Source organism: Arthrobacter sp. FW306-1B-G06A (assembly GCF_058781765.1).
On the sequence record NZ_JBYSXB010000029.1, the window covers coordinates 1 to 13,888 of the forward strand.

13 protein-coding genes are annotated in these 13,888 nt (G+C 62.9%); 4 read left to right on the forward strand and 9 right to left on the reverse strand.

Features of this window, described 5'->3' with window-relative positions; genetic code table 11:
• Window positions 1–57 precede the first annotated feature (57 nt).
• From AC3WJM_RS15270 to AC3WJM_RS15280, 3 genes are all read right to left on the reverse strand, one after another.
• Complete coding sequence (locus AC3WJM_RS15270) at window positions 58–3,249, reverse strand: S8 family serine peptidase (RefSeq protein ID WP_492272288.1); 3,192 nt, start codon at window positions 3,247–3,249, stop codon at window positions 58–60.
• A 280-nt stretch (window positions 3,250–3,529) separates the two neighbouring features.
• Window positions 3,530–3,820, reverse strand: coding sequence for a DUF1540 domain-containing protein (locus tag AC3WJM_RS15275; protein ID WP_059388517.1), 291 nt, complete (start codon window positions 3,818–3,820; stop codon window positions 3,530–3,532).
• A gap of 135 nt (window positions 3,821–3,955) precedes the next feature.
• Complete coding sequence (locus tag AC3WJM_RS15280) at window positions 3,956–4,141, reverse strand: hypothetical protein (protein ID WP_059388516.1); 186 nt, start codon at window positions 4,139–4,141, stop codon at window positions 3,956–3,958.
• A gap of 352 nt (window positions 4,142–4,493) precedes the next feature.
• Here AC3WJM_RS15280 and purS point away from each other — a divergent pair, with 352 nt between their 5' ends.
• Genes purS through purL form a run of 3 tightly spaced genes read left to right on the forward strand, consistent with a single transcriptional unit; the run spans window position 4,494 to window position 7,817 of the window.
• Window positions 4,494–4,745 (forward strand): phosphoribosylformylglycinamidine synthase subunit PurS, encoded by a 252-nt coding sequence (purS, locus tag AC3WJM_RS15285; protein WP_028265707.1) that lies wholly within the window; start codon window positions 4,494–4,496, stop codon window positions 4,743–4,745.
• Between the two features lies 1 nt (window position 4,746).
• Window positions 4,747–5,502, forward strand: a complete 756-nt coding sequence (gene purQ, locus AC3WJM_RS15290) for a phosphoribosylformylglycinamidine synthase subunit PurQ (protein WP_492272289.1) — start codon at window positions 4,747–4,749, stop codon at window positions 5,500–5,502.
• Entirely contained in the window at window positions 5,499–7,817 is a 2,319-nt protein-coding gene (purL, locus tag AC3WJM_RS15295; protein ID WP_284988638.1) for a phosphoribosylformylglycinamidine synthase subunit PurL, read from the forward strand. Before purQ ends, purL begins: the two co-directional genes overlap by 4 nt.
• Window positions 7,818–7,898: 81 nt before the next feature.
• Here the strand turns inward: purL and AC3WJM_RS15300 are convergent, their stop codons facing one another.
• Complete coding sequence (locus AC3WJM_RS15300; protein ID WP_284988637.1) at window positions 7,899–8,192, reverse strand: DUF503 domain-containing protein; 294 nt, start codon at window positions 8,190–8,192, stop codon at window positions 7,899–7,901.
• A gap of 82 nt (window positions 8,193–8,274) precedes the next feature.
• Here AC3WJM_RS15300 and AC3WJM_RS15305 point away from each other — a divergent pair, with 82 nt between their 5' ends.
• Complete coding sequence (locus tag AC3WJM_RS15305) at window positions 8,275–9,132, forward strand: DUF1206 domain-containing protein (RefSeq protein ID WP_332602479.1); 858 nt, start codon at window positions 8,275–8,277, stop codon at window positions 9,130–9,132.
• A gap of 97 nt (window positions 9,133–9,229) precedes the next feature.
• Here the strand turns inward: AC3WJM_RS15305 and AC3WJM_RS15310 are convergent, their stop codons facing one another.
• The 5 genes from AC3WJM_RS15310 to AC3WJM_RS15330 form a co-directional block, all read right to left on the reverse strand.
• Window positions 9,230–10,123 (reverse strand): carbohydrate ABC transporter permease, encoded by an 894-nt coding sequence (locus AC3WJM_RS15310; RefSeq protein WP_059388511.1) that lies wholly within the window; start codon window positions 10,121–10,123, stop codon window positions 9,230–9,232.
• Complete coding sequence (locus AC3WJM_RS15315; protein ID WP_172465567.1) at window positions 10,123–11,148, reverse strand: carbohydrate ABC transporter permease; 1,026 nt, start codon at window positions 11,146–11,148, stop codon at window positions 10,123–10,125. The genes AC3WJM_RS15310 and AC3WJM_RS15315 overlap by 1 nt, the downstream gene beginning before the upstream one ends.
• Window positions 11,145–12,554, reverse strand: a complete 1,410-nt coding sequence (gene ngcE / locus AC3WJM_RS15320; protein ID WP_284988635.1) for an N-acetylglucosamine/diacetylchitobiose ABC transporter substrate-binding protein — start codon at window positions 12,552–12,554, stop codon at window positions 11,145–11,147. The genes AC3WJM_RS15315 and ngcE overlap by 4 nt, the downstream gene beginning before the upstream one ends.
• A 209-nt stretch (window positions 12,555–12,763) precedes the next feature.
• Window positions 12,764–13,393 (reverse strand): hypothetical protein, encoded by a 630-nt coding sequence (locus AC3WJM_RS15325; protein WP_492272290.1) that lies wholly within the window; start codon window positions 13,391–13,393, stop codon window positions 12,764–12,766.
• Between the two features lie 82 nt (window positions 13,394–13,475).
• A complete protein-coding gene (locus tag AC3WJM_RS15330) occupies window positions 13,476–13,877 on the reverse strand; it encodes an MmcQ/YjbR family DNA-binding protein (protein WP_284988633.1) in 402 nt (133 codons plus the stop codon).
• Window positions 13,878–13,888 lie beyond the last annotated feature (11 nt).

The following is a 13,888-nucleotide window of genomic DNA, read 5'->3' on the forward strand; positions in this document are numbered from 1 at the left end:
CGCCCCGCCCCGCCCCGCCCCCCTGCCTCGCATATCTGTCAGACCATTAATGCCGCGCTACGGCGCGTTGTTTGACTGGTCCTCCCCCGCGTTCTGCAGTTTGCCCTTGCCATGTTCGCCTTCCTGGTCATCGTTCGGCACCACGGACACGATGCCGCTTGCCGAGACCAGGACGGACACAAACGTCGGCGCGCTGGTGCCGTCAAAAGTGAGTCGGCCGATGTAGGAACCCGGAGTCAGGTTGTTCCACGCGAAACTGAGCTTCCCGGATTTGCCGTTCTTCATCTTGATCGGGTTGGGCGTAACCGTGGCGTTGGGCTTGACCGAGGCGTTGCCTTGGTTCGCGCCCAGGATCGCGGCGTCAACGCTGGCCTTGGTGGGCCGGTTGTTAGGGCTTGCATACAGGTTCGCGATGATGGTGTAGGTTCCAGGCTGGGGGTTGTCGAGCGAGAGCGACTCGCTGGCACTCGGTGTCGCTGCCGTGAACAACTGGCCCGACGGCGACAGGACATACAGATCGAAATCCGCCGTGGGATCGGAGGAAATCACCGAGAACTTCGCGAACGCCGTTCCGGGGGGAACCGTGGCGGTCTTGACGAAGTTCGAGGCGTTGTTCGCAACAGCCACGGGACCGGGAACAAGTTCCGCGGCCGAGGAATCAGCCTTGGAGAGACCGTCAATGGTCACAGCAGTGGGTGAGTCGGAACCTGAAACTATGTTGATGTCCGCCGATCCGCTTGCCTCCTGGGACGTGAAGGCGACGCTCTTGGAGGCAAGCACCGACTGCGGACGGACCGCAATTGGAGAGACCACCGACTTGTTGGCACCTTCCCACTTCAGGGATCCCATCGCGAAAGTACCCAGTGCGGCCGTCTTGTTTTCGAAGGTCACCTTGAAGGTCTTCTTCTGGCCGACTTCGTTGAAGTTCAGCACGGACGGAGTGACCTTGACGTCAACGCCGGGGACATTGACTGTGGCCCGGTATTGTCCCGGAGTCAGGGCGGTGACGGTGCGGGTGACCTCGATCTTGCCCGCGAGGTTACCCAGGGCGAACGAGGGGAGGTTCATGTCGCGGGGCAGTGTCGAGCCCAGCCCCGGCTTGCCGAGATCGACGCCGGTACCCTGGATGAACTTCAGGTAGTCCTCGGTTCCGGCATCGTAGACCAGGCCCGGTTCCAGCACGCTGGCAGGGTTCATTTCTCCCGCACCGGTGGCGAAGACGTCCTGGTTCTTGCTTCCATCGGCCAGCTTGACGTCACTCGCCGTCGTCATCATGGCCGACTTGACCGTCGCAGGGGACCAATCGGGATTCTTCGCCAGGATCAAGGCTCCGAAACCTGCAATGTGCGGGGACGCCATGGAGGTACCGGACATGAATCCGTACTCATCACCTTTGCTGCCGATCGGCGAAACACCCGCGAGCACCGCAACGCCGGGAGCCGAGACGTCCGGCTTGAGGAGATCCGAATCGGTGGCGAGGAGCGGGCCGCGGGAGGAGAATCCGGCGATCTGCGGCTGGGCCTCGAGCGGAAGACCGGTGGTGTCGTGGTCAACCAGGGAAACAGTAAGTGCCGGGTTTGCCGCGACCTTGTCCTTGATGGCCTGCGAGGCGGGAGGATTCACGTGGACGGTAGGTACCGCGTGCTTGTCCGTGTCCAAGGAGGAACTGGTGAGGTTCACCAGGATCATGCCCACGCCGCCACCGCGGAGCACCTCGGCGCTCTTCGCGACGCGGTCAACCACCCCACGGTCACACACCACTACCTTGCCGGCGATTTTCGCCGGGTCCAGGGACCCAGGCGCGCAAAGTGCCGCGTTACCGGCGCCTGACGCGGCGTTTGCGGAAAGCACGACGCCGGCCCCGCTCACCTGGTGGTTCATGATGCTGGCTCCGCGGAACTTGGTGCCGTCGGAGAATTCGACCGTTCCCTGGAGTTCCTGCGAGAAGGAGGTAGCCGCAACCGTGGTCATCCAGGGTGCGCCGTGGTTGACGGTGCTGGCCTGAGGTCCCGAGTTACCCGCGGATGCCGCCACAAAGATGCCGGCCGACGCAGCAGACAGGAACGCGAGCGAGACAGGGTCGGTGGTGGTGTCCGTGGCGCCGGAAATGGAGTAATTCAGGACGTCCACGCCGTCGGCGATGGCCTGGTCAATGGCGGCGATGGCCGCGGAACTGTAGCAACCGCCCGTATTGGGGTCGGTGTCTTCCCAGCACACCTTGTAGATGGAGAGCTTGGCAGCTGGTGCCACGCCGCTCGTCTTGCCGAAGCTCCGGCCATCCACGAACGTTTCCACGCCAGGGTTGCCGGCGGCGGTGCTGGCCGTGTGCGTACCGTGGCTCACGACGTCGATGGGCGAGATTTGTTCCTGGGGTGCCCGTTGGGCTGGCGGAACCGTCTGGAGGAAGGCATCTGCGAAGTAGTGGGCGGCGAGGACTTTGGAATTGCAGGCAGTTCCGTCAAAGGCCGCTCCGGTGTCGGTGCCTTTCTGGCACTCGCCGACGAAGGTGTCTCCGTTGGCCTTCAGCATGGCGATCTTGCCGTCACCCGTGCGGTACGGGACGCCCACCTGGGGGTCCCCGACCAGCGGCTGGACGGGATCGCCGGCGAAGAACTTGCTTGTGGGCGTGTAGCCGGTGTCGATGACACCCACCACGGTGCCTTTGCCGGCCTGGTCCTGGCCGCCGAACTGGGTATTCCAAGCACCATTCGGTCCGCTGAGGTTGAGGAAATCGGTGGTGGAGTAGTCAGGAGCAGACTGCGTGTCCGGGGCCACGAGGAGAACATCGGGATTCTTCGCGAGATTGACCGCCTGGTTCGCGGAAAGCGTGGCGCTAAAGCCGTTGATGGCTGTGGTGTAGTCGCGGTTGATGGTTACGCTCTGCTGCTTGGCCACGTCCTGCTGCTTCTGCTGCAAGTGGGCCTGGTACTGCTTCACTTCGGCCTTGCCGACATCCAGTTTCTTGCCCGCCTGCGGCTTGGTGGGCACATAGCCGGGGGTTCCGCCGTCGTAAGTGGCCGCCGGCTTCTCTGCCAGCACCACAACGTAACGGCCATCCTGGTAAGACTTGGGGTCGACATTGCGGGCAACTCCCGCGGCCGTTGATCCGAGGACCGTTGAACCGGAAGCGGGCGCTGCTTGTGCGGGTGTCAACGCCACCGAGGAGAGCAGAACCGGTAATCCGACGGCTAGCGCCGCAGCTTTTCGAAGCCCCCCGCTTCCAATGAAGCTCTTTCCTTGTGAATTCACGAGTGATTGCACCTTTCCGGGCGATCGTGGCGGTCATGTCAAGATCAATCAACAAAGGATGGGCGCCGATTGACAGTTCTTGTAATCAGGTAAAGCCCAGCCGATTCATAGAGTACAGAGCGATAGTCGAATATGACATAGGACACATTTCACGTTTTTTGTCATGTCATTCGGCATCAGAATACATCCGCACGCAGCAGCGGGCACGCCCCCGTCGGAAGGGGACGTGCCCGCTGTGCGGATATTCAAATATTCAGGCGAAGACGGACTGAAAGGCGCCTCAGGCGTGCTGGTACGTCAGGCAATCAGCCGCTTCGGCACCGGGGCCGATCCGGACATCGTGGGCCTCGCACATGAGGTTGTTGTTGTGGGTGCATTCCGAGCGCTGGCATGCACCGACATGCGCCAGGACTTTGGGGAGTCCTCCCATGAGCGTGGTGTCAATGAAGGTGGCGCAGGATGCGTGGTCCGCGGTTCCGCCAATGGTGATCCCGAAGGCAGTGCAGCCATGATGGTTGAATCCACAGCTGCCAACGCTGCAGGCGGACACTTCGGCGACGTGTTCGGTCATTGCTCCTCCTGGTGGACGGGGAATTTCCTGGACAGTAATTCCAAGCTACTCCCGAATACGCGCCTTTAACCCGGAGGATTAGCGCATTTGCGCGTACCCTATTGCGCTCAACGTGGCGCCGGCGGGCAGGCCGCGCTAGGAATGGATCCCTCGCAACGCGTCGCTGATTTTGGCCCTCGTCGAAGCATCCGGCGGGACGGAAATGCGGTTTTCCCGGGCCGCCCGGTCCGCCATGATCCTTTGGAAAACCATCCTCCCCAGGCCGGCAAATACAGCGGCAAGGACCACGGGCAAAACCATCGACTTAGCGTTCTCGGCCATGCCGCAATCCTAGTGACGCAAACCACCCCCGGCCAGAGCCGCCGTCGTTCGGTGGCCAGAGCCGCCGTCGTTCATCCAAAACCCCCGACGACGGCGGGGCGCCGCCGCGAATTGGCGCGTACCTTTTGCTTGGTAGCCACCTCTTCACCGATCCCCCGCAAATAGGGTATGTAGCGATTTGGCCGGTAGAATGGGCATGCAAGCTCGCGGAGCGCCCCCCTTATTCCGTAAGACCCTGCCGGTAAACACTGTTGCTGAACGCTGTTTAAAGGCAGTTCCGGCGTGAGACGGCACCACTCCGCGGCAGCCTTTAACCAAGGTTTAACCAACGCTCACGCACAGGAGTTACCGGATGCCCCGGATCGTCGTCGACGTCATGCCCAAGCCCGAGATTCTGGACCCTCAGGGGAAGGCCATCGTGGGCGCACTGCCCCGCCTCGGCTTCACCAGCTTTAGCGCTGTCCGCCAAGGCAAGCGCTTCGAACTGACCGTTGACGGCGAGGTGACCGATGCCATCCTCGCCCAAGCCCGTGAGGCCGCCGAGACCCTGCTGTCCAACCCGGTGATCGAAGACGTCGTCAACGTCGAGGTCGTCGAGGCCTGACATGACTGAACTTCCTTTGATCGGCGGAGCCCCCGTGGCCGTCGAACCCCATTTGGCCGGGGCCAAAATCGGCGTCGTCACCTTCCCCGGTACCCTTGACGACCGCGACGCCGCCCGTGCGGTCCGCCTCGCAGGCGGCACCGCCGTCGCACTTTGGCATGCGGACACACAGCTGGCCGACGTGGACGCCGTGGTCATCCCGGGCGGTTTCTCCTATGGCGACTACCTGCGCGCCGGCGCGATTTCGCGCTTCGCTCCGCTGATGTCCCGCATCATCGATGCCGCCAACAGCGACGCCAAGCTGCCCGTGCTGGGTATTTGCAACGGTTTCCAGATCCTGACCGAGTCGCACCTGCTCCCGGGCTCCATGATCAAGAACGACCACTTGAAGTTCTTGTGCCGCGACCAGGTGCTGCGCGTCGAGAACAACAAGACCTTGTGGACCTCGGATTACGAGGCTGGCGAGGAAATCACGGTTCCGCTGAAGAACCAGGATGGCCAGTACATCGCCGACGAAAAGACCCTGGACGCCCTTGAGGCCGAAGGCCGCGTCGTGTTCCGCTACGTCGGCTGGAACCCGAACGGTTCACGCCGCGACATCGCCGGTATCAGCAACGCCGGCGGCAACGTAGTGGGCCTCATGCCTCACCCCGAGCACGCGGTGGAGCCCGGATTCGGTCCGGAGTCCAACGCCGGCACGGATGGCTTGGGCTTCTTCACTTCCGTCCTGAACAAGATCGTGGGAGGCGCACAGTGACCACCTCAGCTGAAACCGTCGGCAAGAAGTTCAACATCGACACCGTCGAGAACGCCGCGAAGACCCCGGACACCGAGCTTCCCTGGGCCGAGCTCGGATTGAAGCAGAACGAGTTCGACGAGGTCGTCAAGGTCCTGGGCCGCCGCCCCACGGGCGCCGAACTCGCCATGTACTCCGTCATGTGGAGCGAGCACTGCTCCTACAAGTCCTCGAAGAACCACCTGCGCCAGTTCGGCGAAAAGGTGACCGAGGAGATGAAGAAGGACATGCTCGTGGGCATCGGTGAAAACGCCGGCGTCACCAACCTGGGCGACGGCTGGGCCGTGACGTTCAAGATCGAGTCCCACAACTCGCCGTCCTTCGTGGAGCCCTACCAGGGTGCCGCGACCGGCATCGGCGGCATTGTCCGCGACATCATCTCGATGGGCGCCCGCCCGGTGGCCGTGATGGACCCGCTGCGATTCGGCGCCATCGACCACCCGGACACCGCACGGGTCATGCATGGTGCCGTTGCCGGTATCGGTGGCTACGGCAACTCGCTGGGCCTGCCGAACATCGGCGGTGAAATGGTGTTCGACTCCGTGTACCAGGGCAACCCGCTGGTCAACGCGCTGGCAGTCGGCGTCATGCGCCACGAAGACATCCGCCTGGCCAACGCGTCCGGCAAGGGCAACAAGGTTGTCCTGTTCGGTGCGCGCACCGGCGGCGACGGCATTGGTGGCGCCTCGGTGCTGGCCTCGGAGTCCTTCGACGACACCAAGCCTTCCAAGCGCCCCGCCGTCCAGGTAGGCGACCCGTTCGCCGAAAAGGTGCTCATCGAGTGCTGCCTGGAGCTGTTCAAGGGTTCTCTCGTTGAGGGTATCCAGGACCTCGGCGCGGCAGGTATCTCCTGCGCCACGTCCGAGCTCGCTTCCAACGGCGACGGCGGCATGCAGGTTGAGCTGACTTCCGTGCTGCTCCGCGACCCCACCCTGACCCCGGGCGAAATCCTGATGTCCGAGTCGCAGGAACGCATGATGGCCGTTGTCACGCCGGAGAACATCACCGCGTTTGAAGCGGTCATGGACAAGTGGGCCGTGGAGTACTCCTGGCTCGGCGAAGTGACCGACACCGGCCGCCTCATCATCACGTGGGAAGGCGAAGTCATTGTCGACGTCGACCCGCGCACCGTCGCCCACGACGGTCCGGTCTACGACCGCCCGTTTGCCCGCCCCTCATGGCAGGATTCCGTCCAGGCCGATACCTTCACGGGCTCCGTGCAGGACGCCGGCCGCCCGTCCACTTCCGGGGAACTGGCTGCCGCCATCACCGAGCTCATTGCTTCGCCGAACATGTGCAGCAAGGCCTGGATCACCAAGCAGTACGACCGGTACGTCGGCGGCAACACCGCCATGGCGTTCCCGGACGACGCCGGCGTGGTCCGCGTGGACGAGGAAACCGGCTTGGGCGTGGCCCTGGCCACCGATGCCAACGGCCGCTACACCTACCTCGATCCGTACCACGGCGCACAGCTGGCACTGGCCGAGGCCTACCGGAACGTCGCCACCTCCGGCGCCGTCCCGATGGCCGTCAGCGACTGCCTGAACTTCGGTTCTCCCGAGGACCCGGACGTCATGTGGCAGCTGGCCGAGTCCATTCGTGGCCTGTCGGACGCGTGCATGGAACTGGGCGTCCCGGTCACCGGCGGCAACGTCTCGCTGTACAACCAGACCGGTACCGTGCCGATCCACCCCTCCCCCGTGGTTGCCGTGCTGGGCAAGCTCGACGACGTCGCGCGCCGCACGCCGTCGGGCTGGAAGGAAGATGGCCAGGCCATCTACCTCCTGGGCACCACGGCCGCGGAACTGGACGGTTCCGAATGGTCCAACCTGCGCGGACACCTCGGCGGCTTGCCGCCGAAGGTTGACCTGTCCATCGAGCGCCAGCTCGGCGAGATCCTCATCAACGCCTCGCGCGACGGCATGATCGACGCCGCGCACGACCTCTCCGAGGGCGGCCTTGCCGCTGCGCTGGTGGAGTCCGCACTCCGCTACGGCGTCGGCGCCCGGATTGCGCTGGACGAACTCGTGGAGCGCGACGGCGTGGACCTGTTCACCGCGTTGTTCTCCGAGTCCCAGGGCCGGGCTATCGTGTCCGTTCCGCGCTCCGAGGAAATCCGCTTCAAGGACATGTGCACGGCCCGCGGCTTCGCCCACCTCCGGATCGGCGTCGTCGACGCTGCCGGCGGCAAGCTGGAGATCAACGGCGTGGACGAGCTCTCCTTGGACGCTCTCAACGAAGCCCACGAGGCCACGCTACCGAAGTACTTCGGCTAGCGCCTGGCAACCCCAACGCGGGGTCACTTACGGCCCAAGAATCCCCTCGGGATGGGCCGTAAGTGACCCCGCGTTGTGTTTTCAGTCTTCGCTGTGGAGGTCCCGGCGTCGGGCGCTCAGGAGCTCCAGTTCCGGGCGTGCTGCAACGAAGCGTTCGACGGCGTCGAACACCTCGACGAGATGCGCCCGGTCTGCCGCCACTGCCCCCGCGCCGATGAGTACACGGCGATGCTGGTCCAAATGCCCGGTCTCGGCGGCAGAGACTTCGAAACGCCGTTTCAACTCGGCGATCAGCGGACGCACGAGGGAACGTTTCTCCTTCAGGCTGTGCACCTCGCCGAGGAGGATGTCGAACTCAATCCACGCGATCCACATGCGCCCATCGTATCCAGTAGTCCGCGCGCCCTCCCGCTTCGGAGCCCACGGTGGCAAGATAAGGGCAGACTAAAGGAGCTCCATGGGCGCGGACGATCATACGAACAAGGCCGGCAACGCAGTATCCCGGGGTGCCGATTCGGTGGGAGACGCCGTAGACGATGCCAAGGATTCACGCACCGTCAGGGTAGTGGCACGGGCCGGGTTCGTCGCCTTAGGGCTGATACACCTCCTGATCGGGATCATCGCCTTGGGGATCGCGCTGGGCGCATCCGGCCAAGCCGACCAAAGCGGTGCGGTCGGCCAGTTGGCTGCCACGCCTGGCGGCGTCGTCCTGTTATGGGCGGGACTCGTGGCCTGCGGTGTCCTCGCGCTCTACATGGCGAGCGACGCCGTGATGGGGTGGAGCGGGGGTGGCAGCTCGAAGCCCTGGATGAATCGGCTCAAGGCAGCCGGGCAGGCGATCGTCTTCGCTGTTGCCGCGGTGACCTTCGGAAGCTTCGCGCTCAGCCGTCCGAGCAGCAGCAGCGAGAAATCCCGTTCGACCAGTGCAGACCTCATGTCCAGCACTCCGGGAACTGTCCTCTTGGTGATCATCGGGGTGGCGTTGCTGGCGGCTGCCGGCACCTACGTCTTCCTGGGGATCACACGCAGGTACGAAAAGAACCTGAGGGGAAAACCGTCGGGAGCCTTGGGAGATGCGTTCACGGTGCTTGGAGTAGTGGGCTATTGCGCAAAAGGGGTGGCGCTTGGCGCAGTCGGCTTGCTCATCCTGATTGCCACGGCGGAGCACGACCCCTCCCAACAAGGCGGCCTCGACTCCGCACTCAAGGCCTTCCTGAAACAGCCCTTTGGCGGATGGGTGCTCGGGTTCGTCAGCCTCGGACTGATGGCCTACGGCGTCTACTCCTTGTTCCGCTCCCGTTACCAGCGGCTCTGACGGCGGGCCTCACCTTCGCGTGGTGGCCAGAAACGCCCGACGGCGGCCCCCACCAAAGGTGGGAACCGCCGTCGGGCGCTTTTTTAGCCAGGTTGTGCTATTTGGACGTGCCTTGCGACACCGAACCCTGCAGCTGGCGCTGGAAGATGACGTAGACGATCAGGACCGGAACCACCGTGACGGTGACTGCTGCGAACAAGGCGCCGAAGTCCACCGCATAACCCATTTGGCCGGCGAAAGCGGCCAGTCCTTGGGACAGCACGCGTGGCCCGGCCGCGTTGATGGCCACCGGAATCAGGAACTGGTTCCACAAACCCAGGAAGTTGAAGATGGCCACGGAAGCGAGTCCCGGCTTGGCCATCGGCAGCATGACCTGGAAGAACGTCCGCCACTCGCCTGCTCCATCCAAGGCAGCCGCTTCCGTGATTTCGTGAGGGAGCGACTTGAAGAAGGAAAACAGGAAGAAGACCGTGAACGGCAGCGCGAAGCCGACGTACACCAAGGTCAAACCCGGGAGGGTGTTGAGGAGGCCGAGTCTCTTCATGACGAAGAACAAAGGCACCATGGCGAGGAAGATCGGGAACGTGAGCCCGGCCAGCATGAGGTAGTAGATCGCCTTGCTACCGAAGAAGACATAGCGCGCCAGGACGTAGGCGCACATGGCTCCGAGGACCATGACGATGACCAGGGCGCAGCCCACCACAATCACGGAGTTGAGGAAGTAGCTTCCGATGCCGGCCTCGGTCCAGGCCTTGACGTAGTTGTCGAAGCGCCACTGGGAGGGCAGGGCGAACGGCGAAGCGAAGATCTCGCTGGAGGTCTTGAAGGAGGACATGAAAGTCCACAACAAAGGCAGGATCACGATCAGCGACCAGATGGTCAGGGCAGTGTGCGAAACGGCGCCCACCACCTTGTCCCCTGGTGTCGTGGCCGGTTTGCGCGGGTTGAAGTGCAGCGACTTCATTTCCTGGCTGGCTATTTTGGTAGTCATCAGAGGGACACATCCTTGTCGCCACCAGTGAGCCTGTTGACCAGGAACACGAGGCCGGAGAAGATCAGGGTGGCTACGGCCAGCACAACGCCCATGGCGCTGGCCAGTCCGAACTGGCCCTTCGTGAAGGCGGTGAAGAAGAGCTGCTGCGACATCACCAGGGTGGAGTTGTCCGGACCACCGCCGGAGTTCAGGGCGGCCATGTAGACGAAGGCATCCAGCGCCAAAATGCCCATGTAAATGTACGCCGTCTGGATGTTGTCCCGGATCAGCGGGATGGTGATGGACACGGCAGTGCGGAAGCGCCCCGCGCCGTCAATCCGGGCCGCCTCGAACAGTTCGGCGGGGATACCTTTGATACCCGCCACGAAGAGCACCATGTAGAAGCCGATGAAGCCCCACACGATCACGAACATCGTGGCGATCATGGCGGTGTTCTTATCTCCAAGCCACGCGTAGGACTTGAATTGGTCCATGCCGAGGGAAGTGAGGATGCCGTTCAACAGACCCCCGGAAGGATCGTAGATCTGGCCCCACATGATGCCGATGGCGATCGCCGGAATCGTGTAGGGGAAGAAAGAGACAACCCGGTAGAAGCTGGAGTTGCGCAGGCCCTTGATCTGGCCCTTGCTGCTGCCGCCCACTGTCACCAAGGTTGCCAGCACCAGGCTGAGGATGATGGTGATGATGGGCAGGCAGATGACCAGCAGGATGTTGTTCCCCATGGCCTTCATGAAGATGTCATCCGTGAAGAGCTTCCGGTAATTCTCGAGTCCGATGAAGTTCTGGTCGGGCGAGAAACCGCTCCAGTCAGTCAGGGAGTAGCCGAACGCCTGGATGAAAGGCCAAATCACAAAGAGGAGGTAGATCGCCAGGGGCAGGCCCAGGAAGACCACGAAGAAACTGACCTTGTCGAACGTCAGGGGCTTGCGCCGCCTCTTGTAGACGGGTGGTGCGGTATCCGGAACGACGACGGCGGACGCGCCGCCGTCGACCCGGAGGGTTTTTGCTTTCACTGAAGTCACTTCACTTCAATCTTCTTGACCGAGCTGTCGTTACGGACCTTGTCGGTGATCTTCTGCAGGTCCGACGTCAGTGTGGCGACATCGGACTTTCCATCGAGGAACGTGTTCCACACAACCAGCTGGTCCTTGTTGGTGCCGTAAAGGTCAATGAAGTTCCAGGTGTAGATGTTGTCGCCCGCGTCGCTGAGCAGCTTCGTCTGGGAGACGAGTGCCGTAGATCCGAAGCCATCAGAGGGAACGGTGTCCTTGACAATGGTGGGGGCCAGCTTGGTCTTGGCGAAGTTGGTCGCAGCGTCCTTGGAGAGCATGACGCGGAGCAATTCCTTGCCGCCGGGAACGTTCTTGCCCTGTGAAGGAACCACGAAGGGCTCGCCCGCTGCGCTGTGCAGTGCCGCGTACGGCAGTTTGGAGCTGGTGGTCACCGAGGGGACGGGCGCACCGGTCATCTTGAAGCCGGCCTTGGTCTGGTCCTTCATCTCGTTTTCGATCCATGAACCGGACGGGTAGAACACTGCTTCCTGGGCGTTGCTCCACTGCGCCTGTGCAGCCGTGAACTGGGTGCCCGAGCCACCTGGTTTGAAGTGGCCTGCCTTGACGATCTTTTCCAGGGCGGTGAAGACGCTCTGGAGCGCAGGGTGGGACCAGCAGTCTGCCTTCAGGTTTTCAAGGCCGAGGCGAACGTCGTGGCCACCCTCCTTGATAGCGGAGGCGATCGCCATTTCCTGGTAGTACGTGGCGGCTTCCTTGCCCCAGACGAACAGGTATTTGCCCTTGGCCTTGGCCTGCTCCCCGAGCGCGTACATCTCATCCCAGGTCTTGGGAACGGACCAGCCGTTGTCCTTGAGCAGGGCATCGGAGTACCACATCGCGTAGACGGTGAGGACGTAGTTCAAGGCCGCCAGCTTGCCCTCGAAGGTACCCGGGGCGAGCACTCCGCCGTAGAGGGTGTCCTTAATGACCTTGCCCTCAAGGTTCTTGGCGTTGACCACGCTGGTGAGGTCTTCAAGCTGGGCCAGGATGGTGCTGAAGCCGATTGCCTTGGCGCCCGAGTTGTCGATCAGGTCCGGCGGGTTGCCTCCGACGAATCGTGGCTGCAGTTCCTGTGCGATGTCCGTGGACGGGGAAATCTTGGCAGTGGAACCTGAATGTGCGCTTTCGAAGCCCTTGCCCGCGAAGTCGACGTAGTCGATTCCGTACCCGCCCTTGAAGATCACGGCGTCAACGGTGGACTTGTCTGCCATGCCGAAGGGATTGGTGTCCGAAACGGTTCCCGTTGGACCAGTTGTTCCTCCGCCGCCACCCCCCGCGCAGGACGCCATCGAGCCGGCCAACGGCACAAGCACGGCCGCGGCAAGCGCGCCGCGGAGGAAACCGCGGCGTGCAAAAGACTGCTGCTGAACGTTCATCCTAAAACCCTCCAGAGACTCGTAGTACCTCACGCTGACGGCGCCTCGGCCGGCAGTCGATCGGTCAGGGCACCGCCGCTGCGACGCGCCCTTCGTGTGACATACTTCACCACGAGTGATTGAAAAGCAATATTTGAGGGCAGTTTCAATCAACTTTTGTCAAAATGTGATCTGACGATCCTGCCCTCCGTCGGGGTCGTTTGGGTGTTTTAGCCCCGTAAATTCAAGGATTTTGCGCACTGGGCGATAGCCTCGCGTGCCCATTGCTGCTGTTGCTCGGTTCCTACCCACTCAGCCCATTGCTCAGCGAGCTGGAACTCCACCATCGCCTCGGTGCGGCGACCGTCGTCGTACATCGCCCAACCGAGGTTGTTGTGCAGGGAAACCATCCACCGTTTGGTGCGTGCATCCTCGACGGCGGACGCGTACTCAAGCGCGCTGCGCGTCCACGATTCCTGGTGTCCGGAGTCCGCGATAGCCAGCATATGGAGTGCGTCCACAGCGAGGAAATCTTCGCCCAGGAGGTCGCCCATCTCGGCGGCCTGCTCAAAGAGCGGAACGGCCATGGCAGGGTGGCCGGCGGAGTTGAGCAGGCGGCCGCGCTCCAGGAGGATCCGCACCGCAATGGTGGGCTCCTCTTCGGCGTCGATCCCGTCCAGGAGGGCGTCCGCCTCCTCGAAGCGGCCCTGCAGGCCGATTGCCCGGCCCAATTGGGTGGCGAGCTCGGCCCGTTCAAAGGGATCGTAGGCGGGATCGGCCATGGCTTCGCGGAATCGGGCTTCCGACAACGCGGGGTCGTCAAAATTCCACAGCTCATCGAGGGTCTTTTGTTCCAGCATCTGGCTCCTCCTGATTGCTTCGAGGCGATGGAAGGTGCGGTCCACTCACAATCTAGCCGAAGCGGCAGGCGGGGTCCGCGTGTCAGTCCTTGGCGAGCCGGGCCCAGCCCAGTTGCTCCTGCTGCTTGCGGCTCAACGAGGAAACCACCAGGTCATAGGAATCCTCCACCATGTCCCGGACCATGGAGTCAGGGAGGGCGCCATCCAGGCGCACGCCGTTCCAGTGCGTCTTGTTCATGTGCCAGGCACCGGTGATTTCCGGATGGGCCGAGCGGAGTTGCACGGCCAAGGCGGGATCGCATTTGAGGCTTACTGCCAGGTTCTGGTCGTCCATGGCGGATGCGGCGAACATCTTGCCTTCCTGCTTGGATCCGCCGGATACGGCGGCCCGGACCTTGAAAACCGAGGTTTCCGGGCCGAACGGGAAGTCTTCATAGCTCCCGGGGAAGCCAAGGCAGATTTGGCGGAGTGTCGCAGCGTCCATGTAGCGAGACT

Coding starts and splice junctions, on each gene's coding strand:
- purS (WP_028265707.1), top strand. CDS start 4,494: ATGCCCCGGATCGTCGTCGACGTCATGCCCAAGCCCGAGATTCTGGAC.
- AC3WJM_RS15280 (WP_059388516.1), bottom strand. CDS start 4,141: ATGGCCGAGAACGCTAAGTCGATGGTTTTGCCCGTGGTCCTTGCCGCT.
- AC3WJM_RS15305 (WP_332602479.1), top strand. CDS start 8,275: ATGGGCGCGGACGATCATACGAACAAGGCCGGCAACGCAGTATCCCGG.
- AC3WJM_RS15275 (WP_059388517.1), bottom strand. CDS start 3,820: ATGACCGAACACGTCGCCGAAGTGTCCGCCTGCAGCGTTGGCAGCTGT.
- AC3WJM_RS15310 (WP_059388511.1), bottom strand. CDS start 10,123: ATGACTACCAAAATAGCCAGCCAGGAAATGAAGTCGCTGCACTTCAAC.
- AC3WJM_RS15330 (WP_284988633.1), bottom strand. CDS start 13,877: ATGGACGCTGCGACACTCCGCCAAATCTGCCTTGGCTTCCCCGGGAGC.
- AC3WJM_RS15300 (WP_284988637.1), bottom strand. CDS start 8,192: ATGTGGATCGCGTGGATTGAGTTCGACATCCTCCTCGGCGAGGTGCAC.
- ngcE (WP_284988635.1), bottom strand. CDS start 12,554: ATGAACGTTCAGCAGCAGTCTTTTGCACGCCGCGGTTTCCTCCGCGGC.
- AC3WJM_RS15325 (WP_492272290.1), bottom strand. CDS start 13,393: ATGCTGGAACAAAAGACCCTCGATGAGCTGTGGAATTTTGACGACCCC.
- purQ (WP_492272289.1), top strand. CDS start 4,747: ATGACTGAACTTCCTTTGATCGGCGGAGCCCCCGTGGCCGTCGAACCC.